Origin of the sequence: Vibrio pomeroyi (assembly GCF_024347595.1) — a bacterium.
GTDB classification, from domain to species: domain Bacteria; phylum Pseudomonadota; class Gammaproteobacteria; order Enterobacterales; family Vibrionaceae; genus Vibrio; species Vibrio pomeroyi.
The window spans coordinates 164,896-188,568 of the sequence record NZ_AP025507.1 but is presented as its reverse complement, the minus strand read 5'-3'; the positions used below and the strand labels follow the sequence as shown (position 1 = coordinate 188,568).

The window sequence follows — 23,673 nt, the reverse complement described above, 5'->3', positions numbered from 1 at the left end:
ATTCCAAAATTGGCATAATCAGATGCGAGCAGACGATTTGATCCTGTTTTCACAGGTAGTTGAACTGGGTAGTTTTAGTAAGGTGGCAGAACAAAATAACCTTACAAATTCGGTAGTTAGTAAGAGAATTGCACGCCTAGAGGAAGAAATTGGCGTGCAATTATTATATCGAACTACGCGTAAATTGACCCTGACCGAAGCAGGCAAGGCAATGTTACACAGCGCCAAAAATGTGAAGCAGGCGGCTCAAGAGGCTATGGACTCAGTTTCAGGCTTTGGTGAAAATGTCAGTGGTCATATCAAAATGTCAGTGCCTACTATCTCCGGAGATTTGATACTCGCAGACGCCGTTGCGGAGTTTTGTAATATGCACCCAGGTTTAACGGTCGATATGTCTCTGAACAATCGCTTTGTCGATTTGGTTGAGGATGGCCTCGACTTGGTGATTCGTACGGGTTATCTGGAAGACTCAAGCTTGATTGCTCGTCATATATTGGATTCGCAATGGGTGGTGTGTGCGTCGCCATCTTATATTGCTAAAAACGGTAAGCCGATGCTGCCTAAAGATTTAGTGCAGCACAATTGCTTGCAATACGCCTATCAAACAACGGGTGCCAGCGAATGGCAGTTCCTGCACAGTAAAGATGGCTGTACCGACAACGACAAATACATTGTGCGTGTCTCGGGTTCTTTCTCGACCGACAACGCGACGGCGCTAAGAAAAGCCGCATTGGGTGGACATGGCGTGGCGTATGTGCCGCGTTGTCTGGTTTATCACGACATTCGCAATGGTCAGCTGGTGGATATCTTCCCTGACTTAGTGGGCAAGAAGCTCGGTATTTATGCGGTGTACCCTTTTACGCGCCAGCCGCCCAACAAGATTAAGTTATTGATTGAACACATCAGAACTCGTTATCTGACGATTTCACATTATTTTTAATAAGGATCACGATGAGCTATTTAAAAGAGTATCAATATCCAATCACCAATAAGCAGATCGTCAGCGATGACTATTTTGGTCAGATAATCGAAGACCCATATCGTTGGCTAGAAGACGACAGAAGTGACCAAACTGCGGAGTGGGTGGCGAGCCAAAATGAAGTCACGTTCGATTACCTCGCTCAAATCCCGTATCGCGCGGAACTGCGAGAGCGTTTAGCAAAAGCGCAAGACTACAAAAAGAGCTCGCAGCCGTTTGTGCGGGGTGACTATACCTATTTCTATAAGAATGATGGCCTGCAGAACCACAGCATTCTCTATCGTGAGAAAGAAGGCTCGCAGGTTGAAGTATTCCTAGATCCGAATACTTTCTCGGAAGATGGCACTACATCACTGGGTTCGGTGTCATTTTCGAAAGATTACAGCTTGGTGGCGTACAGTATTTCTGAGGGTGGTAGTGACTGGCGCAAGATCTTCGTGATTGATACCGAGACTAAGCAACAGCTCGAAACGGAAATCACTGACGCCAAATTTACTGGTATTTCTTGGTTAGGCAATCGTGGCTTTTATTACTCCAGCTACGACAAACCAGATGGCAGTGAGCTTTCTGCTCGTACTGAGCAACACAAGCTGTACTTCCATGAGTTGGGTACAGAGCAAGCGAGCGACAAGGTGATCTTCGGTGCGAACAACGACGAGCAGCACCGCTATGTGTCCGGCTACACCACCGAAGACGATCGTTACCTAATTATTCTTGGCAAAGAATCGACGTCGGGTAACAGACTGTTTTATATCGACTTAAACTCACATGAGCAATTGTTGAACATACTGATTGATCATGTGGATAGCGACACTTATCTCATCGACAATCAAGATGAGACCTTCATTCTATACACCAATCTGGATGCACCAAACGGTAAGGTTGTGAGCTTTGATACTGGCACTCACCAGTGGCTAGATATCATTTCAGAAAAGCCACAGCCGTTAGACATCAGTACTGGCGGCGGATATTTGTTTGCGCACTACATGGTGGATGTGGTGTCGAAAATTGAGCAGCTCGATTACCAAGGTAACCGAGTTCGTGAGATCCATTTACCCGGTCTGGGAACGGCCAGTGGATTAGGTGGTAAAAAAGAGCAAACTCAGCTTTATTACACCTTCACCAACTATGTTACGCCGCCTACTATTTTCTCTTTTGATGTTGAATCTGGCAGATCAGAAGTCTATCAGCGCTCTGAGTCACCGTTTGAATCGGATAAGTTTGAGTCTAAACAGGTCTTTTATACCTCGAAAGATGGCACTCAGGTTCCGATGCTTATCTCTTATAAGAAGGGACTAAAACTGGACGGCAATAACCCAACCATGTTGTACGCCTATGGCGGCTTTAATGTCAGCCTAACCCCGTCTTTCTCGGGGACGGTGGGCAGTTGGTTGGAATTAGGTGGTGTGTATGCGGTGCCTAATTTGCGTGGTGGTGGTGAATATGGCAAGGCGTGGCACAAAGCGGGTACTCAGCAGCAAAAGCAGAATGTATTTGATGACTTTATCGCTGCAGCAGAATTCCTAATCTCAGAAAACTACACCAGTAGCGACAAGTTGGCGATTCGTGGTGGCTCTAATGGTGGCTTGCTTGTAGGCGCCTGTATGACTCAAAGGCCCGAGTTATTCCAAGTGGCTTTGCCAGCTGTTGGGGTGTTAGATATGCTGCGTTACCATACCTTTACGTCTGGCGAAGGTTGGGCGTACGACTATGGTACCTCCGCGCAAAACAAAGAGATGTTCGAATACCTGCTTGGTTACTCTCCGGTTCATAACGTTGTGCGCGGTGTCGACTACCCAGCAACTTTGGTCACGACCGCCGATCATGACGACCGTGTGGTACCTGCCCATTCTTATAAGTTCATTGCAGAGCTGCAAGATAAGCATGAAGGTGGTGCGCCTGTGATGATTCGTATTGATGTTAATGCGGGTCACGGTGCGGGAATGCCGCTGAGTAAAGCGATCGATCTCACTGCCGATATCTATGCATTTACGCTGTTCAATATGGGCATTGAATCTCTAGATTCGTTTTAGATAATACTTGATTCTAGATAATTGGGTGTTTGACTCAGACCAAAAAGCCTCAAAATCGACCTTAGATTTTGAGGCTTTTCATATATGTGAAAATCAATCAAAACTGCACCATATTTCCTTCATTTTCATACACACTTTTCCGTGATAGACCCCGCCATTATTGATGAAATGAAAGCGATTTCAAGCTGATATTTTACGCATTATTCAATCTAAATTACTGATCTTTAATTAATACTTTTGGCCATGAATTTTCTAAAAGTTTCATGGCTCTCAAGCTAATTTATCAATGTGAACAGCGGCTAACTTTTCAACGCTTTCATTGCTTAATATTTCCCTGTTCGATGAAAACTCAAAAAAATAATAGGGAATTACAATGCAAAAATTTAAGCTTTTGCCAATAACGGTCGCAGTGGCGGCTTCGCTTGCTTCACTCTCTTCTTTTGCTGCAGAAACGGATCTTGCTGCTCTAGAACAACGAATCTTAGAGTTAGAATCTCAAGTTGGTGACATCAAGTATGTTGATGATCAACAACAAGCGGTTCTAACGGCAGAAACGAATGTACCAGACGGCATCGTCTTCTCTGGTTACGCTCGTTACGGCGCTCACTACAAAAGTGGTGATGAGCGTTACGTAGACATCGGTACAACAGGCCGTTCTGTTGGTCGTTTGGGTAACGAAGCTAACGGTGGTGAAGTTCAGTTAGCTAAGCTCTTCCAAGCTGACAACGGCGCTATCTGGGACATCGTATTCATGGCTGACCACTGGGAAGCTGACTCGTGGGCTGACGACGGTGGCCTGAGCATGAAAAAAATGTACGCTGGTGTAACCAATGTATTTGAAAGCCAGCCTGAGCTGTACATGTGGGCTGGTCGTGACTTCCATCAACGTCCGCAACAAGGTTTGAACGATTACTTCTGGATGTCTCACGATGGTCAAGGCGCTGGTTTTAACAACCTAGATTTTGGCGGTGCCAAGCTAGACATGGGCTTTGTTGGCCAAGTGAAAGGCGGCCTAGTGAACGACAACGGTCGATACGCAATTACTTCTAAGCTTCATTCAATTAACGCGGGTATCGGCCAACTAGACCTATATGCGAACTATGGTTTTGCTTCAGATGAAGCAGACTCTGACGTAGCGGGTGATCCAAAAGTCAGCGATGAAACGGCATACCTAGTAGGTGCAACCTTAGGTTTGGGTGAGTCTAACAAGTTGGTTGTTAAGTATGGTGACGGTGCAGACTCATCTGTATTTGAGCTGAAAGGTGATTACCAAACCTTCTACGCAAGTTTGGAAGGTAGCTACGCAGCATCTGAGCAATTCATCATCGATTACTTAGTGTCGTATAAAGACAACTCTGGTTCTGATCTAGACCGTGAGAACACGGAATACGCTGGTATCGTTCGTCCACAGTATCAATGGAATGATGTTCACTCTACATGGTTAGAAGCTGGCTACGGCATGGTTGATTACGATGACGATGGTGAAGAGAACGCGTGGAAAGTCACGCTGTCTCAAAACGTTTCTCTAGGTGGCTTACCTTGGAGCCGTCCAATGCTTCGCTTCTACACAACTGTGGGTGATGTAGAAACTAAAGGCAACACAGTGAAGACAACGAATGTTGATACATTGTCGTTCGGCGCAATGTTTGAAGCTTGGTGGTAATCACCGATATAGAACGCTCAGCTCTTTGAATTCGGCATATTTTCAAGGAGCTGTGCTTTCGAATATCCATGCTTGTTAAGAGCACGTAATACTGTCCATTTTAGCCCTAAAGGCAGATTGATTAGGGCACGTTATATAACTCCATTCTTGGGCACATTCTTTGTGCCCTTTTTTTCGCCACTAGATCAAGGATTCACTATGAGACTTTCTTCCATCGTGTCTCGAGTATATTTAGGTTTCTTCGTACTGATTGTGATCATGCTGGGTTCTGCATGGTTAAGCATCAGTAGCAATAAAGACATAACGACTCGAATCGAAAATATCACCCAGCAAGCCACCCCATTAATGCTTCAATCCTCTGCGCTGACGATTCGATTCTTGGACATTAATCGCGGCACCACTCCCTACTTATCCGCCAATTATATTGATGAACTCGAGCCACTGAAACAAACCGTCTTAAACAACATCGAACAATATCAGCAGCAATTGAACTGGTTCGAAGGCAAGGGTGAGGCTGGTTCACAAATGGAAGCCATGCTTAACAACATCACTCAAACCGGCATGTCGACTATCGATCAGATAGAGCGGGTATTGGAACTTTACGTTGAGTATTTGGATAGCAAAGATCTCGGTTCGATGGGACAAGCGCAGTTTCAATCTGTGGTAGGACAGCTTAATAATACCTTGGTGAATCAACTCGCGAGTGCAGATTCAGAACAGACACAAAAGGCGATAGAGGCTTTACTGGTGCAATTGAGTTTGATTGCGGCGGAAGCCAACGAGGCGTTTTCACTGCAAACATCTTCGGAGGTTCGTGGGGTAGAGCGTCGCCTGCAAAGTCGAAAAGAGCGATTCGAACAAGCGGTAGCAGATTTAGATAACCTAGACTCATCTTTGCTGCGCCGCAGTAAACAGTCTTTATCACTGCTCTCTTCACATGCGTTTTCAGATAATGGTTCAGTCGCTACCCATAAAGAAACCGTTAAACTCGATGAGTCTATCTCCCGCCAAAAGCAGGAAATTGAACAGCTAATTGATCAGCAGTTAAGCCACTTTGATGAGCTCTCAATGTACGCTGAAGACACAGCGACGCGCTTGTATCACGAATCGATGAACTCTTCACAGCAAGCCCTTGTGATGCAGGGCGTTATTGCACTTACTTCCGTACTTATTGCTCTGTTGATCGGGTTGAATATTGCCAAAGGGATTCGCAAACCAAGCAAGCTGCTGCAAAGTGCACTAGACCAAGTTGCCAATAAAGACTTGAGCGCGATGGTGCAGTATCAAGCCAATAATGAGTTCGGTTCAGTGAGCGACAAGGTCAATTTAGTGATCAGTCACCTGACTCAAATGATTGAGAACATGCGTCAATCGTCGACGCGCTTAAAAGAGGCGTCTTTAGAGAACCAAAGCACGAGCCGTTCATTGAGCGAGGCGATGCAAGACCAAACCAATCAGACGGTGATGGTGGCAACAGCCATGGAACAGATCGAGTGTTCGGTGACGGAAATAACTCAAGCCGCGAATCAAACGCTAACGCTTGTGACCGAAGCGGTGTCCAGTTCCAGTGATGGCCAGAAGACGATGGATAAAAGCGTCGAGTTGATGGGCAGTTTAGAACGTAAGTTGGCAGAATCAACAGCGACCATTGGCCAGCTTGAAAGCGAAAGTGCCAGCATTGGCTCGATTTTGGATGTGATATCTGGGATCTCTGAACAGACAAATTTGTTGGCATTGAATGCAGCCATTGAAGCGGCGCGAGCAGGAGAACAAGGACGCGGTTTCTCCGTGGTGGCCGATGAAGTTCGCGTGTTAGCAGCCAAAACCAATGCCTCGACGCAAGAGATACACAACAAGATTGAACAGTTGCAAACTAGTTCTAAACTGGCGGTGGAACAAATCAATCAATGTGTGGTGGGGATGGTTCAATGTGTTGAGCAAACGGGCGAAGTGAATTACTCAATATCGACGGTCTCTGATCTGCTCAATGAGGTCGAGCAGAGGAGTCATCAAATCGCGACCGCGACCACGGAACATCAAGTGGTCGCCTCTCAAGTTACACAAAACATCAGCCAAATACACACCTTGGCAGAAGATAACTCTCAACGATCTCAGGTTCTGTTCTCCCATGGGCAGCAGCTTGAAATCATGTCGCAGCAGCAATTCTCACTAACTCAAGAGTTTAAGCTCGCCGAGCAATCAGAAAACAAGGTTTAGAGGAGACTCTAAACCCAAACCCTTCCACAGTTTCACGCCCAGCCTTTGCTGGGCGTTGTTGTTTTAGGTTTCGGTTTCTGAAAAGCGAATTCGAAGTGCTTATGAAATGTTCCCATACAATTTTGCATAGCCACTGAAATAATAGGGTCAATTTCGCCCCGTATATTACCGTCTGCTGCGGGTTCATCTCCGAACTGTGCTTCTTGAATAACGGAGTTTAAGCATGCTTGTTAGCACTCTGGGAGTAAGTAACCGAGCGCCATTTTGATAAGGTGAGCAAGAATCTCATGAAACAGTTTCATGGCGTGAAGTGAATCTGTAAGCGCTTTCAAGATTTCCAAATCCAGCCTTTTTACCTCCAAGTTTAGTGTGATGACACTCACTTCAACTAAAACGTAATTTCTTAATAATCGTTTTGTAAGCGGTTACAAGCTAATGAAGTATCGAGGTTCGAGTGGCAACAATTAAACACGTATCAGAACATGCAGGTGTGTCTCAAGCGACGGTGTCTAGGGTTATTAATGGCACGAGTAGAGTGAGTCATGACAAGAAGTTAAAGGTTGAAAAAGCGATCAAAGAATTGGGTTATCGCCCGAACTCTATCGCTCAGGCTTTGGCTTCAAGTCGTACCGGAAGTGTGGGTGTTGTTGTTCCAGAGCTGGGCGGATCTTTCTATTCAGGCATCTTGCATTGTATAGAGGAAAACCTACGCCGCTTCGGTTACCACGCTGTGGTTACAGCGGGTTCGAACACCGAACAAGGGCAGCGCGAGTCTGTGGAGTTTCTGTTGGGGCGTCGTGTCGATGCTTTGATTCTTCATACTCAACTGCTCAGTGATGACTATTTAATTGAATTGGAAGAACAGGGGACCCCTGTGGTTTTGATTAACCGCTTCATCCCAGAAATGGCGATGAGTTGCATTGATATTGATAACGAAGTCGGGGGGCTACTCGCTACTCAATATCTTTTGCAAAAGGGACATACAGATATCGCGTGTATTACCGGGCCTTTAGATAAAGCGGACGCTAGGGGGCGTTTGCAGGGTTATCGCAAGGCACTGGAAGAAGCCGGTGTGCCATACGATGAAGCCTTAGTCTCTGAGGCGGGATTTACTGAAGAGACTGGCATCAGCGCTATGAAGAAGTTGATCAACAGAAAATGCCACTTTACGGCGGTATTTGCTTCAAACGATCACATGGCATTTGGCGCATTCGAAGTTTTGCATAAAGAGGGACTGTCTGTTCCGAGAGACGTTTCTCTTGTCGGCTTCGATAACACCATCTTCGCGCGTTATCTGACCCCTAGTTTGACCACCATTAATTTCCCCATTGAAGAGATGAGCATCGAAGCAGTGCAGCTCACTCTACAAAAGCTAAAAAAAATCAAACATGACGTGAACTTTAAATTGCTGCCGACGTTGGTCACTAGAAACTCGGTATCGGATTTACTCGTTACCCTATAAAAATATTAAGGATAGAACATGAAATTTAAGACCTTGGCGCTTTCATGCGCGGTTGCTTTAGGATTAGGTACAACAGCGGTAAACGCGGCTGACAAAGAGATTCGTTTCGACGGTTTCCCTGATTTCGATAGCAGCCTGAAGGTATTACTGCCTGATTTCGAAAAGGAAACAGGGATCAAAGTTGATTACCTTATGAACAACCATGGTGACCACCACACAAAACTAACCACTAACCTAGCAACGGGCTCAGGTGCGGGTGACGTGATTGTTGTGGACGTAGAGAAAATCGGTCCATTCGTTGGCTCTGGCGGCCTAGTTAACTTGTCTGAAAACTACGGTGCCGATAAATACGAAGAACGATTCGCACCTTACGCATGGGCACAAGGCAAAGGCGCTGACGGCGACATGTACGGCATCCCTGTCGACCTTGGTCCAGGTGTTATGTACTACCGCACCGACGTGTTTGAAAAAGCGGGCATCAATGTAGAAGACGCAATTAAAGATTGGGATTCATACATCGCTGCGGGTGAAAAACTGAAAGAGCAAAATGTACAACTTATCGCTTCAGCAGCCGACGTGGCACAAGCGATCATCTTCACCACGGTTCCTGAAGGTGAAGGTCTTTACTTTGATAAAGATGGCAACCCTGTTGTGACATCTGAGCGTTTTGTTCACGCTTTTGAAGTGGCAAAAGAGATTCGCGACAAAGGCTTAGATGGCCGAATTTTGGCTTGGTCTAACGAATGGTACGAAGGCTTCCGCAACGGCACATTTGCAACTCAACTCTCTGGCGCTTGGCTACTTGGTCACCTAAACAACTGGATCGCTCCTGAAACCAAAGGTAAATGGGCGGTAGAAAACCTACCTGATGGCATCTACGGCAGCTGGGGTGGTTCATTCCTATCTATTCCAACTCAATCAGACAACCCAGATGAAGCTTGGGCGTTGATTGAATACATGACGACGGATCGTGACGTTCAACTTAAGCACTTCGAAACGATTGCCGCTTTCCCTGCGAACGTAACCACGTATGACGATGAGTTGTTCCAAGAAGAGATGGAATTCCTAGGTGGTCAGAAAGCGCGTCTTCTGTTTGCTGAAGTGGCACAGAACATCAAGCCAGTATCTCCAGCTCAAGGCGACCACGTTGCACGTTCTATTATCTTAGAGAACGCATTGATGGAAGTGCTTGATGAAGGCAAGGACATCGAGACAGCACTTAAAGAGGCAGAGCGCCTAATCAAGCGTCGTACGCGTAATCTTTAATTTGTTATTACTTTGAGTAAGTGAGGAAGCGTGGATAACGCGCTTCCTTTTTTAAGAGGTCGTTACTATGAATCATACAGCGAGCACAACGATAGAACCTTCGGAGCCAAGCTTTTTTTCTCGTCTAAATTTGAAAGCGCTTACACCGTATGGATTTCTTCTGCCGTTTCTGATCATTTTTTCTGTATTTGGGATCTTCCCGCTGTTGTTCTCTGTTTACCTGTCGTTCCACGAATGGAACCCAGTACAGGGCATGGACGCAATGCAGTTCGTTGGTTTTGAGAACTATCACATTGCCTTGACTGACCCGTGGCTATGGCGTTCATTAAAGAACACATTGTGGCTAGCAATCACATCGGGTGTGGCTCAGCATTTAGTTGCCATTCCAGTGGCTTACATGTTGGTTTCAATGGGTGACCGTATGCGTCACTGGCTAACATCGGCGTACTTTTTACCGTTCATCACATCAACGGTCGCAGCGTCACTGATTTTCTTCAATATGTACTCTCCTAACTCAGGAATCATTAACCAAACGCTGATGGCACTGGCTGATAGCACACTGTTTGGTTGGGCATTTGCTTGGGTTAACGATTTTCAACCAATCCGCTGGTTAGACGATGCCACTATGGTGAAGCCGTCTATCGCGATCATGGTTTTCTGGAAATACACCGGTTTTAACATCGTCCTTTACACCACAGGTTTAATGACGATTCCTAAAGACATTTTAGAAGCTGCTCGTATGGACGGTGCTAACGCTTTCCGCCGCTTCTGGAACATCTCACTACCAATGATTCGTCCATTCATCTTCTTTGCAATCACCATGACCATCATCGGTAACCTGCAAATGTTTGAAGAACCGTTCGTTCTAACGCGTGGCACAGGTGGTACGGGTCAATCTGGTTTAACTATCTCTATGTACCTCTACAAAGTGGGTTGGGAATGGTTAGAAATGGGCACAGCGTCAGCGATTTCATGGCTTCTGTTTGCACTCATCGCGTCTTGTACTTTGGTTCAGTTTTTATTCTTCGGTAAGAAAGGCTTAGGGGAACATTAAGATGTCGACATCAATTAAGACAAATACCTCACCACTAAGTGGCCTAATGCCAAGCGAACGCACCATGTACATCATGACTAAGATCTTGATGGTCATGCTCGGCATATTACTGATTGTTTCCGCAATCATTACGGTGTTCCCGTTTGTGTGGTCAGCTCTGCTTTCAACTCGTGACCGTTCGGAGATCTTCGGCTCGGGCATCAGCTTTGCGATTGGCGATAGCCTGATGGTGAACTACGCAAAACTGCTGGAAATCATGCCGTTTTGGAAAGCGATGTTTAACTCGATCTACGTGGCTTTCTTAGGCACCACCATCTCGCTGCTGTTTTGTAGCATGGGTGGCTACGCATTTGCTGTGTTTAAGTTCCGCGGTAAGAACGTGTTGTTCGGCATGCTGGTTGGCTCAATGGCGATTCCGCCTGTGCTTAGCCTGATCCCTTACTTCATGATCGTGAAATTCTTAGGCTTGCTGGATAACCACATGGCGGTATGGCTACCGTTCACCACCACACCATTTGGTATCTTCTTGATGCGTCAGCACGTGATTGCATCGATTCCTAAAGAGCTGCTAGAAGCGGCGAAGTTAGATGGCGCAGGTGAGTTCAGAACGTACTGGAGTGTGGTGCTACCACTGATGAAACCAGCACTAGCAACACTCGCTATCGTGCAGTTCGTCTTCTTCTGGAACATGTTTATGCAGCCTCTTGTAGTGCTAAACAACCCTGACAATTACGTCATCACACAAGCACTACGAAGTGTTCAAGGTATTCCGAATACGCCATGGGGCGCGGTAATGCTAGGTACCACAATTTCTATTTTACCACTCGTGATTACATACCTGTTCGCATCGAAACAGATGATCAGTGGTTTAACGTCCGGCGCAGTTAAAGGTTAGGTTTAAGGGTTATAACAATGAATAAATTTCAACTTCCAAGTGATTCAAAGTTACGCAGTAAGGAATTTGTATTCGGTGTCGCGACATCTTCATACCAAATTGAAGGCGGCGTTGAAGAGGGCGGTCGTACACCGTCTATCTGGGACACGTTTTGTAAGAAGCCGGGTAAGGTAGATAACGGCGACAATGGTGACGTGGCGTGCGATCACTACCATTTGTGGCAACAAGACATAGAGATGATTCAAGGCTTAGGCGTTGATGCTTACCGCCTTTCCATTGCATGGCCACGTATCCTGCCGCAAGACGGTGTGGTGAATCAGCAAGGCTTAGAGTTCTATGAGCAGATCATCGATGAGTGTCATGCTCGTGGCATGAAGGTTTACGTAACGCTTTATCACTGGGATCTTCCGCAATATCTTGAAGACAAAGGTGGTTGGCTAAACCGTGAAACATCTTACAAGTTCGCAGAATACGCAGAAGTGGTGAGTAACTACTTTGGCGACAAGATTGATGTTTACACAACATTGAACGAACCGTTTGTGTCTGCGTTCCTAGGTTACCGTTGGGGCGAACATGCGCCAGGCATCAAGGGTGAGAAAGAGGGCTACTTAGCGTCTCACCACCTAATGTTGGCACACGGTTTGGCTATGCCGATTCTGCGTAAGAATGCGCCTCATGCTAAGCATGGTGTGGTATTTAACGCGACGCCGGCTTACCCATTAACACCACAAGACCAAGGTGCTGCAGACTACTGTGAAGCTGAGAACTACCATTGGTTCATCGACCCAGTATTGAAGGGTGAATACCCACAACTGGTTGTCGAACGCCAAGCGATGAACATGCCGATGATTCTAGAAGGCGATCTAGACATCATTAGTGCTCCTGTTGATTACATCGGTATCAACTACTACACACGCAATGTCGCTCGATTCAACGAGAACGGCGACATTGAATCAGTAAAACAGACTGACGCTGAACACACCTACATCGGCTGGGAAATTAACCCACAAGGTTTAACCGATTTATTGGTAAGACTGGATGCTCGCTACGAAAACATGCCGCCTATCTACATCACAGAGAACGGTGCTGCAGGTAACGATGAGCGTGTTAACGGACAAGTGATGGATGACCAACGTGTTCGTTACTTCCAAGGCCACATCGAAGCGGTTCACAACGCAGTTGAAGCCGGTGTGAAAGTGGATGGTTACTTCGCGTGGAGCCTGATGGATAACTTTGAGTGGGCATTCGGCTATTGCCAGCGTTTTGGCATTGTTCATGTTGATTACACCACCCAAGAAAGAACACTGAAACAGAGCGCAATTGCGTACCGAAACATGCTTCAAGAGCGCGCTGAGGAGAACAGATAATGGCTAAAGTAGAATTTAAGAACATCAAAAAATCATTCGGTGATGTTGAGGTTGTAAAAGAGTTTGATTTTACGGTTGAAGACGGCGAGTTCGTGGTTTTCCTTGGCCCATCTGGTTGTGGTAAGTCGACCACACTACGTATGCTTGCAGGCCTAGAGAGTATCAGCTCTGGTGACATCGTGGTTGGTGGCAAAGTGATGAACAAGGTCGATGCTAAAGACCGTGACTTAGCGATGGTATTCCAAAGCTACGCGCTGTACCCACACATGACGGTTTACGAGAACATCGCCTTTGCACTAAAACTGAAAGGCATGCCGAAAGCAGAAATCGATGTAGAAGTACTAAAAGCGGCGAAGATGCTAGAGCTTGATCCTCTACTGAACCGTAAGCCGAAAGAGCTTTCTGGTGGTCAACGTCAGCGTGTAGCAATGGGCCGTGCGATGGTTCGTACACCGAAAGTGTTCTTGTTTGATGAGCCGTTATCTAACCTCGATGCCAAACTGCGTGGCGTGATGCGTGAAGAGATTAAGCACCTACACCGCGAGCTTAAAACCACAACGATATACGTAACACACGACCAGATCGAAGCGATGACGCTAGCAGATCGCATCGTGATCCTGAAAGACGGTTATGTTGCTCAAGTGGGTACACCAACCGAGGTGTTCCAACGCCCAGCTAACAAATTTGTCGCGCAATTCATTGGTAACCCGTCAATGAACATGTTGGAAGCGAAGCTGATTGAAAAAGAGGGTGAATACTTCGTTGAACTTGGCGATGTTCATATCCCACTGCCGGAGCGCTTTAAGTCTCTGGCGTCTAAAAACCTAGCGCTGCATTTTGGTGTTCGTCCAACAGACATTCACCTACGTGCCGAGCAAGTGGATCACGATCGCGTACTGCCATTCCCTGTGAAAATCAAAGACAAGGAACTGTTGGGCGCGAGCATTCTTCTGAAAACAGAAATCGGCGGCCAACCGCTGATGGTTGAAACCCAAGCTGCTGAGGTAGATGTGAAAGAGCTGACTCTTTACTTGGATTTGGATGCTTTCCACCTGTTTGACGCACTGAGTGAGAACTCGCTAGCGAGCTAGCCAGTTAATTTAAATCAGCCAGTGAGCTGACACCAACCAACTTACGACAAATTGTTTTGGCTCCTCCTGATTTGGGAGGGGCTAGGGATAGTGATGATGAAATTCGGATATTTTGACGATAAAAACAAAGAATACGTAGCAACCACACCATGCACACCGATCAAATGGTGTAACTATGTGGGCACATTAGATTTTGGTGGCATTGTTGATAGCAACGGCGGTGTGTTGTTGTGTAAAGGTGACCCTGCACTGAACCGTATTACCAAGTACATTGCACAACTACCAAACTCAGATTTCAAAGGCTCGACCATGTACCTTAAGGTGCGTGATGAAGCAGGTAACGTAGAGGTGTTCTCACCTTTCTATACACCAACCTTGAAGCCGCTTGATAAGTTTGAAAACCACACAGGCTTGTCTTACACCACCATCATTGCAGAAGCGTTTGGTGTGCGTTGTGAAGCGACGTTCTTCGTACCGAAAGCTGACCAAGTACTATTACAAGACATCAAAGTCACCAACATTTCAGACAAAGCGCTACACGTTGATGTAGTGCCAGTCTACGAATTCACACACTTCGATGCACTTAAGCAACTGTTGAATGCCGATTGGGTTCCACAAACCATGACGTTAAAAGCACACCAACAAGAATCGGGTCACACCGTACTTGAGCAGTATGCCTTCATGAAGCGCGACTACGCCGTAAACTTGATGACCGCGGATCGCCCTGCGACTTCATTTGACGGTGACCGCCAATCATTCCTAGGCCAGTTTGGTTATGGCACTTGGGCTGCGCCGCAAGCGTTAGAAAACGACGAGCTTGGTAACACCGAGTGTTTGCGCGGCGACAATATAGGTGCACTAAATCTGCGTTTAGGATGGTTATCTCCAGAGCAGACAGAGCGTACGGTTGTACAAATTGCACAAGAAGAGAGCCTAGACGCTGCATTGCCTCTATTGGCTAAATACCGTGACCACCAAGTGGTCGATTCGGCCTTCGCTGAACTGGCTGAACACTGGGACTCTTACCTACAAGCAGTTCAGGTTGAAACGCCAGATCCAGCAATGAACTCAATGCTTAACGTCCACAACCCGCGTCAGTGTCACACCACCAAGAATTGGTCTCGTTACCTGTCTTTGTATCAACTTGGCTATGGTGCACGTGGCATCGGTTTCCGCGATTCTTCGCAAGATACGTTGGGCGTGATTACTCATATGCCAGAAGAGGCGCGCGAGTTCATTGAGCGTCTACTGTCCGTGCAAAACACCAATGGTTCTGCGATGCACCAGTTCTTCCCGTCAACGATGGAAGCGAACGCGGGTGACTCGCGTGAAGAAGAAGATCGCCCTGACTATTATGGTGATGATCACTTGTGGATCATCTACGCGGTGACTCAATATGTGAAAGAAACGGGCAACGCTGACTTCTTGAACAAAGCGATCCCGTTTTATCAAAAAGACAAAGCGGGCAACCCAGTTGAAACTGGAACCGTGTGGAATCACTTGTGCCGCGCGATTGAGTTTACTTACACCAATACCGGTGAGCACGGTCTACCGTTATTAGGTTTTGCAGACTGGAATGACACGGTGAACCTACCAACGGGCGCTGAGTCGATGATGGTAGCCAACATGTACGGCAAAGCCCTGCTTGATATGCTGGACCTTTGTGACCTGCGTGGCGACGTGGATCTAACTGCTAAGTTCAAAGATCAGTACCAACAGATGCAGAGCACAGTGAATGAATGCGGTTGGGATGGCGAATGGTTTGTGCGTTACTTTGATGAGCAAGGCCTGCCGATTGGTTCTCACAAGAACGAGCAAGGGCAGATCTACACTAATGGTCAAAGCTGGCCTGTGATTTCTGGTTTCGCAACACAAGAGCGTGCCACTCAGGCGCTAGATTCGGTTTACAACAAGCTAAACACGACTAATGGTATCAAGCTTTCAACGCCGGGTTACAACGGCTTTGATCCGCAATTAGGTGGCGTTTCGACATATCCACCGGGTGCGAAAGAGAATGGCGGTATATTCCTGCATTCAAACCCATGGGTGATGATTGCAGAAGCGAAAATGGGCAATGGCGAACGTGCTTACGAGTACTACCGTCAAATTAATCCGGCTTCTAAGAACGACGACATTGATACCTTTGAGTCTGAACCATACTGCTACCCACAAAACATCTTGGGTGACGAACATAAGCAGTTCGGCTTAGGTCGTAATGCATGGCTGTCTGGCACTTCATCTTGGACATACGTTGCAGGTACGCAGTGGATTCTGGGTGTTCGTCCTGAAGTGGATGGCTTGCTGGTGGATCCTTGTATTCCGGCTGAGTGGCCGGAGTTTAAAGTCCGTCGTCAGTTCCGCGGTGCAACATACAATATTCATGTCACGAACCCGAATAACGTGTGTAAAGGTGTGGTTGAGATGAAGGTCAATGGTGACCTGATTTCAGGCAACAAAGCACCGGTATTTACATCGGGTGAGCACACGGTAGAAGTGGTTTTAGGTTAACAAAGAGAAGGGCGCTTTATGCGCCCTTTATTGCTCTTTCGTTTCGTTTTTCGTTGTAGTTGTTTCGTTAGCAATGCGTTCTCTGGGGGGCTGATTTCGCATTCAGCAGTTGCTCTCGTTTAGCTCGATTATTTTTGTTGATAGGCAGCTTGGCATTGCCAAGTGAAGGTTTGAGATTGGTTCGGGCTAAGCGTCAATAAGCCAATCTGGTTATTGAAAGCATCGGCAGGGCAAGTCATTGGTTCTATTGCAATACTTTGCTCACTCGCTGGAGTGTACAGCTGAACAAATGGGTATCTCGCATCTTGTTGATAGTGAATCGCGGCAGATGAATCTGAGCGTGTGAAAGTCAGTTGGTTGGTGGCCTCCGAATCAAATTCAAAGCAGTGGTTTAGGCTTTGATTGGTCAGGGAATCACCTAAAGACAAACGGTCAAAAGCCTGTTTTTCACCATTAGGCAAGTCGTTCTCGTGTATGACCTCAGCACAAGGTGACATGGTAAGCCCACACTGTGTCAAATCAGTGCCAAGCGAGAAATAAGGGTGCCAAGCATCACCGAATGGGAAGGCGAAATCACCACAATTAGAGACAGTTGTCGTGCAAGATAGCTTGCCTGTGATGTCGATAGTGAAGGTGACTTCAAGGTTAAAAGCGAACGGGAAAGCAGGGTGCAAAGATGACGTTTGATACAGCAGCGTCATACTGGCTGACTCTTCATTGGCTACGCTGTTTGTGATTGAAAAAGGTTGGTTGTAGAGCAGGCCATGTACGGCGTGATCAGACCAAGGAAAGTTAGCAGGGAGTTGATGGTTTTGGTTATCGAAACTGTAACGACCTAAGTTTAAACGGTTTGGAAAAGGGAATAATTTAGCACTGCGGGAAAAGAACGGATGTTGGTTGATCAGTTCATCATAATTCTGATAACCACAAATAAAAGAGAATGGACTGTTATTTACAACGTATTTATTTATAACAGCACCAAATCCATTGATTATTTGAAGTTCTATACCATGCTGGTGGTTTATTAATGTGACAGAGTCAATATTTCCAAATTTTTCATTTATAATTTTAAACATGTTGATGTCTCCATTTTTGAAAGATATTAACAAGAAGAAAAAAATATTCAATGGCGGTTTTAAAATGAATAATAAAATTCCATATACAAGCTATTCAGGAAATTCAAAACACCTGTGTAAAAAAGGTGATGCAGTTGAATTTATTCAACCTTGGTACACGCCAATTTCTACAACACCAGAAAATACTGGTATGGCTGTGGGCGGTATTGGCAATACATTTACACTGACGCCAAACGGCAACACGCCAAACTTCAGCTTTATTCCAGGAATATTTGTTGACTGTTCAGAACAAGTTATTAATTTTAATGATTTTTATGCTTCGGTTATGGATGTGCCGACCATTGATACCCTTCAGATTCTTAACGAACAAGAGCTCAGTGTTCACCTGAATTTCTACCCGGCATTATTCGATGGAAAGAAAATAGAAAATAGTTCAAATGCGATTAACCTCATTCGTAACGCATTAAAAAATGGCAACTTATATAAAGAAAATAGAGAGAGCTTTATAAAGTGGAATGTTGAGTTTTCTAATAAGACTAAACTATTAATTGAATCAGATTCATCGTCGATTGATTGTCAATTATATGTAGCCTTAGATTTCTTTAATGGTTTATTGATAAATGATACAACGAGACAGCTATCACTAACTTCGGGGAATAATGGTGATATAGAGAGTGTTAACGGTAGCGATATAGAATATAAGGCTTTATATCCATTAGCTGAATATCAATATAATAGTTTTGATGGTATTAATATCAAGCGCAAGGTTGTTTCACCGCTCGTTAAAGACGATAAACGTCTCTGTTCATTACCTATGCACTGGAACCATTTCCAGCTCACCAACGAATCACAGCAAACTCGCGTGATTACGCTTGCTCAACCTCTGCAAAATCTGATTGGTTCAACCTATCGAAAAGGTCGCGATGGGATCCAAGATTCGGCGTGTACCTTATCTCAAAACCCGATAGCTCAGCAGCATCAAGCGGTGAAGGTAAACGGTGAAAGCCACGGTTTTAGTGGTGTTCAGCTCACTAGCCAGTCCCCTTATCAAAGTGATATTGAGGGTGAGGTGGTGTTTGGTGTCCAAACGGATAACCACTTACTAGAGTCTGGCAAGGTATCGGTGTCTGTTAAGCCGACGCTTTATACTTCGAAAGTGACCCAGCAAACAGAGTTCGCACTGAAAACAGGCCGTACTAACGCCGAATTCCAAACTGGGATCTACACTGGACGCGAAGCATTGAGTGCATTGGTTGTGGTTCAGGTTGAACTGGAGCCGGGCGAATCCGTTGACCTGCGTTTCGCACAGGTGATGGCACACAGTAAAGTTATGCTCAATGGTTGGCACTCAGACAAGGCTTACACTCAATTCTACCCGCAAGCAAAACCTGCCTTACCCATGTTAGAGGATGTTCTGCCAAAGCTTGAGAGCATTGAACAGCAGATCGTGAAGCAACAAACGGCTTTCCTCGAACAGGCTCAAAGCAAGATTTCAAAACCTGAATCGGCACTTCGCTATGCGACGATGGCGATGAACTCATTGTCGTTCTTAGCCGAATCTACAGTGTGGGATAAAGAAGACAAGTTCCTAGTGAAAGAGTGTGTTGACTACCCATTCTTTAATTCACTGGATGTGTATTTCTATGGATCATTTTCACTGCTCTATTTGCTGCCAGAGCTTGATGGCTGCGTGATGAAAGAGTTCTCAAAAGCGATTTTGGCTGAAGACTTCACTCAGCGCCGTTACTGGGAATACGAAGCGACACCAAATGCTGAATTGATTGATGAGAAGTACCAAGGTGTGCGCTCGATTCGAGGTGCAGTAATTCACGATTTAGGTAGCCCGTTCGACATCCAGCCTGACGCGTATAGCTGGCACAATGTTAAAGAGTGGAAGGACTTAGCACCGAAATACATTCTGATGGTGTACCGTCACTATCAAAACACACAAGATATTTCTGTGGTTAAAGAGTGCTGGCAGGCTGTGACTGAGAGCATCGATTTCTTATCGAACTTGGTTGCTGAAGGTGACGATTTACCGCTAACCCGAGGCACAGACGACACCTTCGATAACTTAGCGTCACATGGTATCTCAATTTACTGCGCGAGCCTCTGGGTTGCAGGCCTTCAAGCCGCGAGTGAACTTGCACAATTGATGGGTGAAAACGATCTAGGCGCGGGTTATCTAACACGTTCGAAAAAGGCATTAGTGACGGTTGAACAAAGCTTGTGGGATGAGAAAGAAGGCTACTACCACTTTTTCGTGACGCCAGTTCAAGCCAAGCATCTAACTGGCGAAGGCTACCAAGCTCTGGAAACCTTAGGCCTGACTTTGACGGGCGATTCGATTACTGACAAGAATACGCTCAATGCCTATCTCAATGAGACCGACATCTCCATTAACATCAGCAAGGTATCTCAAAGAGTCTCTAAGAAACGCTTGCTGAGTGAGACCGCGCCTCAAGCCTTTACTCAAGAGTATCTAGAGTTAGTACCCGATTCAGACAACAGCTTTGGCGATGCCTTGCTTGCCGACAGCTATCTAAAGTTGATTGGCTTGGAGGGTATTTTCCCGCAAGAGTGTATTCAACGCGCATTGGACTATGTTTATAAACATAACTTTGAGATCAACAGCCCTAAGTTGGGTGTGGCGAATATGACATTGGCAGACGGTTCACCACATGAGGCTTTTCAGGCTCAAGATGTGTGGATTGGTGTGCAATTTAGTGTCGCAACTGCGTTGAGCCTAGCGGGGAAATCGCAGCAAGCAGAAACATTGATGGATACTGTGTATACCGCGCTGTATGACTATTCAAAAATTCCATTTGCCGCACCAGAAGGCTTCAACTGTTCTGTCTCTTTCACTGAGCAAGATCTTACAGAATCTTTTAAATTGTCACAAAATGATGCGAAAAAGTGGCTTACTGCACTTAAATTTCAAAAGTGTGTGCTGTCTGACGGTCGAGTTAATCCTGAGCTGACTAAAGACAGTGATAAATTTGTTAGTATGCTGAAAGGCGAAATTTCCACTGAGCAGGCCATGGTTCTTCATAAATGGCTATTGAGCACAGGGTTGAAATATACCGCTGGTCGTTACTTCAGACCGGGGATGATCTTCGCCTACATGTATTAACTTAATGACACGGATTTCAACGAAAGCAGTGGTATGCAGGTTGAAATTGAAGGGGAGCTCTAGGGCTCCCCAAATGTCACTGGATTAGGGTATCGAGATGCGCACGAAAACTAAAAAAACCACCGTATACGATGTAGCTAGGCTAGCCGGCGTTTCCCCAAGCACGGTTTCTCGTTTTCTTAATCGAACCACTTATGTGTCGGATGATAAAAGTCAGAACATCGAGCAGGCCATCAAAGACACAGGCTACAAGCCCAACTTTCAGATGCAGGAGAACATCAATCGCCGTTCATTAACGATAGGCGTATTGGTGCAACACCCTGACAGCCCTTATACCAGCCGCATCCTCAACGACATGGAGAAAACTCTGATAGCTCAAGGCTATTCGTTAGTGATAGCTACCGGGCATTGGCAAAAAAAGCTTGAGATACACGCTTTAGAGTATCTGGCTAAGAGCAATGTCGATGGCATGATCATCGTGACAGGCAGCATCACCAAAGAGGATATTGCCAAGTACGCGCAAGACATCCCGATTGTCGCGGTCGGTTATGACTTCGCTGAAGACAACGTTCGTTCAATCAATATCGATAATGTACTGGGCGGTTACATGGCAACCCTCCACTTGCTCCAACAGGGGCATGTGAATATTGCTCATATCAAAGGACTTTCGAGCCAACCAGATGCGGGTAATCGCTTTGAAGGCTATAAGAAAGCGCTGCAAGAAGCGGGTATCAAGGTGATGCCAAAACTCGTCAAACAGGGTGATTTCAGCAGCGAGTCTGGTTATGAGAAAACCGTTGAGTTGATCGAATCTAAGATTCACTTTTCTGCCCTGTTCGCGGCCAATGACCAAACGGCTTACGGCGCGATTAAGGCATTGCATGATCACGGCTACAAAGTACCAGAAGATGTGTCGGTGATTGGCTTTGATGACTTGCCAACGTCGAAGTATTTCACGCCAGCATTAACGACCTTGAGACAGCCGATTGAAGAGATTGGAGAGGTGTGTGCGCAGTCGATTTTGAACTTGCTGTCAGGCGAGAGGCATGAAGCGCGATTACCACCGATTGATTTAATCGTCAGAGAGTCGACCAAGTCTTTGTATCGCTAGGTTCCGATTTTTTAGTCGAGAGACTGGAGATTATTATCTTTCAGAAACGAAAAATGTCGCATCCATGCGACATTTCTCTTTTGGCGGCCAAACCAGTTTTGCTATATCCATTCTAGAGTGCAATCCATTAGATGCTTTTTCAGAATGTACTTATAAGACGCTGTTAATCTTGATTAGTTCCCTCTAAGCGGCATTTTTTTCCGATTTATTTTCTAAGTCGAATGACGCCGCGATGAGTTTCTTGGTGTAGTCGTTTTTCGGCGCATTGAAAATCTCTTCTGCCGCGCCTTCCTCCATCACTTCACCCTTCTGCATCACTAATACACGATCAGAAAGTGCTTTCACTACCGAAAGGTCGTGGCTGATGAAAAGGAAGCCGATGTTGTGCTTGGCTTGGATATCTTTCAGCAGGTCAATCACGGTCAGTTGTACTGAGCGGTCGAGTGCCGACGTCGGTTCATCCAACAGTATGAAAGATGGCTCAAGAATCAACGCACGAGCAATCGCGATACGTTGTCTTTGTCCGCCAGAGAATTCGTGCGGGTAACGGTTAATTGAGTTTGGCTCTAAGCGAACCTCAATCAGTGCTTTACGCGCTCTTTCTAAACGTTCTTGTTTTGACAAGTGAGGTTGATGCACCGTTAAGCCTTCGGTGATGATCTCCCCAACCGTCATACGTGGTGATAAAGAACCATAAGGGTCTTGGAACACCATCTGAACATCTTTCTTAAGCTTGTGACGCTCTTTGTCGTTCAATAAGCTGACGTCTTGGCCTTTGTAGACAATACGCCCACTACTTGGTAGCAAGCCGATCAAAGCTCGTCCAAGGGTCGATTTACCGGAACCTGATTCACCGACAATACCTAAGGTTTCGCCTTGTTTCAGCTTCAACGAAATGCCTTTCACCGCTTCGAAGTACTGGTTCTTACTTTGGATAAAGTGAGATTTGATCAAGAATTTCACGCGAATATCTTCTGCACAAAGCAGTTCTGGAGCAGATGCTTCAACAGGAACCTTCGCGCCTTTCGGAATTGAGTTAATCAGCATGCGTGTGTAATCGTGTTTAGGGCTATCGAAGAGCTCTTGAGTCAGCCCTTCTTCGACCAACTCACCTTTACACATCACCAGCACGCGGTCAGCAAAGTGTTTCACCACACCTAAATCATGGGTGATGAACAGAATCGCCATGCCCATTTTGCCTTGTATCTCTTTGATAAGAGAAAGTACTTCAGCCTGAACGGTCACGTCTAATGCTGTTGTAGGTTCGTCTGCAATCAGAATATCGGGTTCATTGATCAGCGCCATCGCGATCATGATTCGTTGTAGCTGACCACCAGAAAACTCATGCGGGTACTTGGTGTAAGCCTGATCTGGCATAGGTAAATGCACAAGATTAAACAGCTCTAACACACGCTGTTTTGCTTTTGATTTCGATACCTTACGGTGACACATAATGGCTTCCGCCACTTGAGTACCGACACGTAGGTATGGATTCAAAGAGGTCATTGGCTCCTGAAAGATCATGCCGATTCTATCGCCACGAATCGACTGCATTTCTCGCTCAGTCTTGCCAAGAATCGATTGACCTTCAAACTCGATGTCTGATTGCTGATCGATAATCGCGTTATCAGGCAGCAAGCGCATTAGCGCGTTGGAAGAGACGGATTTACCTGAACCTGATTCACCAACAATGGCCAAGGTTTCGCTTGAGTTAAGGGTAAAGTTAACCTTTTTGACCGCATCAATGATTCCATCATTGGTTTTGAAACTTACGGAGAGGTTATTAACTTTAAGAATGGCCCGGTCCGACATGATATA

Annotated in this window: 15 protein-coding genes; 13 read left to right on the top strand and 2 right to left on the bottom strand. The window is 45.9% G+C overall.

All coding sequences use genetic code 11. The features are described from left to right. Positions 1-22 precede the first annotated feature (22 nt). The 11 genes from OCV12_RS17010 (at position 23) to OCV12_RS16960 (ending at position 16,535) form a co-directional block, all read left to right on the top strand. The gene (locus tag OCV12_RS17010; RefSeq protein WP_210448767.1) at positions 23-940 is read left to right on the top strand and encodes a LysR family transcriptional regulator; all 918 of its coding nucleotides are present in this window, start codon (positions 23-25) and stop codon (positions 938-940) included. Positions 941-951: 11 nt separating this feature from the next. After that, positions 952-3,012, top strand: coding sequence for a prolyl oligopeptidase family serine peptidase (locus OCV12_RS17005; RefSeq protein WP_261886638.1), 2,061 nt, complete (start codon positions 952-954; stop codon positions 3,010-3,012). A gap of 373 nt (positions 3,013-3,385) precedes the next feature. Then, the gene (locus OCV12_RS17000) at positions 3,386-4,675 is read left to right on the top strand and encodes a carbohydrate porin (protein ID WP_261886637.1); all 1,290 of its coding nucleotides are present in this window, start codon (positions 3,386-3,388) and stop codon (positions 4,673-4,675) included. A 198-nt stretch (positions 4,676-4,873) separates the two neighbouring features. Then, a complete protein-coding gene (locus OCV12_RS16995) occupies positions 4,874-6,892 on the top strand; it encodes a methyl-accepting chemotaxis protein (RefSeq protein ID WP_261886636.1) in 2,019 nt (672 codons plus the stop codon). Between the two features lie 454 nt (positions 6,893-7,346). Beyond that, a complete protein-coding gene (locus tag OCV12_RS16990) occupies positions 7,347-8,354 on the top strand; it encodes a LacI family DNA-binding transcriptional regulator (RefSeq protein ID WP_017068575.1) in 1,008 nt (335 codons plus the stop codon). An 18-nt stretch (positions 8,355-8,372) separates the two neighbouring features. Beyond that, entirely contained in the window at positions 8,373-9,620 is a 1,248-nt protein-coding gene (locus tag OCV12_RS16985) for an ABC transporter substrate-binding protein (RefSeq protein WP_017631102.1), read from the top strand. A 67-nt stretch (positions 9,621-9,687) separates the two neighbouring features. Continuing rightward, a complete protein-coding gene (locus OCV12_RS16980; protein WP_008216694.1) occupies positions 9,688-10,674 on the top strand; it encodes a carbohydrate ABC transporter permease in 987 nt (328 codons plus the stop codon). 46 nt (positions 10,675-10,720) lie between these two features. Continuing rightward, positions 10,721-11,569, top strand: coding sequence for a carbohydrate ABC transporter permease (locus OCV12_RS16975; RefSeq protein WP_017061568.1), 849 nt, complete (start codon positions 10,721-10,723; stop codon positions 11,567-11,569). Positions 11,570-11,586: 17 nt separating this feature from the next. After that, positions 11,587-12,936, top strand: coding sequence for a GH1 family beta-glucosidase (locus OCV12_RS16970; RefSeq protein WP_261886635.1), 1,350 nt, complete (start codon positions 11,587-11,589; stop codon positions 12,934-12,936). Next, positions 12,936-14,027: an ABC transporter ATP-binding protein gene (locus tag OCV12_RS16965; protein WP_008216689.1), complete on the top strand. Its 1,092-nt coding sequence runs from the start codon at positions 12,936-12,938 to the stop codon at positions 14,025-14,027. Before OCV12_RS16970 ends, OCV12_RS16965 begins: the two co-directional genes overlap by 1 nt. A 93-nt stretch (positions 14,028-14,120) precedes the next feature. Next, entirely contained in the window at positions 14,121-16,535 is a 2,415-nt protein-coding gene (locus OCV12_RS16960) for a GH36-type glycosyl hydrolase domain-containing protein (RefSeq protein WP_261886634.1), read from the top strand. A 128-nt stretch (positions 16,536-16,663) separates the two neighbouring features. Here OCV12_RS16960 and OCV12_RS16955 read toward each other — a convergent pair whose 3' ends face one another. After that, positions 16,664-17,611 carry an aldose 1-epimerase gene (locus OCV12_RS16955; protein ID WP_261886633.1) on the bottom strand — a complete coding sequence of 316 codons (948 nt, stop codon included), beginning with the start codon at positions 17,609-17,611 and terminating at the stop codon, positions 16,664-16,666. A 64-nt stretch (positions 17,612-17,675) separates the two neighbouring features. Here OCV12_RS16955 and OCV12_RS16950 point away from each other — a divergent pair, with 64 nt between their 5' ends. Together OCV12_RS16950 and OCV12_RS16945 are read left to right on the top strand one after the other, a co-directional pair. After that, a complete protein-coding gene (locus OCV12_RS16950; RefSeq protein ID WP_261886632.1) occupies positions 17,676-20,744 on the top strand; it encodes a non-lysosomal glucosylceramidase in 3,069 nt (1,022 codons plus the stop codon). Positions 20,745-20,841: 97 nt separating this feature from the next. Then, a complete protein-coding gene (locus OCV12_RS16945; RefSeq protein ID WP_017631098.1) occupies positions 20,842-21,855 on the top strand; it encodes a LacI family DNA-binding transcriptional regulator in 1,014 nt (337 codons plus the stop codon). A gap of 183 nt (positions 21,856-22,038) precedes the next feature. Here the strand turns inward: OCV12_RS16945 and OCV12_RS16940 are convergent, their stop codons facing one another. Further along, entirely contained in the window at positions 22,039-23,667 is a 1,629-nt protein-coding gene (locus OCV12_RS16940; protein ID WP_261886631.1) for an ABC transporter ATP-binding protein, read from the bottom strand. Positions 23,668-23,673: the final 6 nt, after the last annotated feature.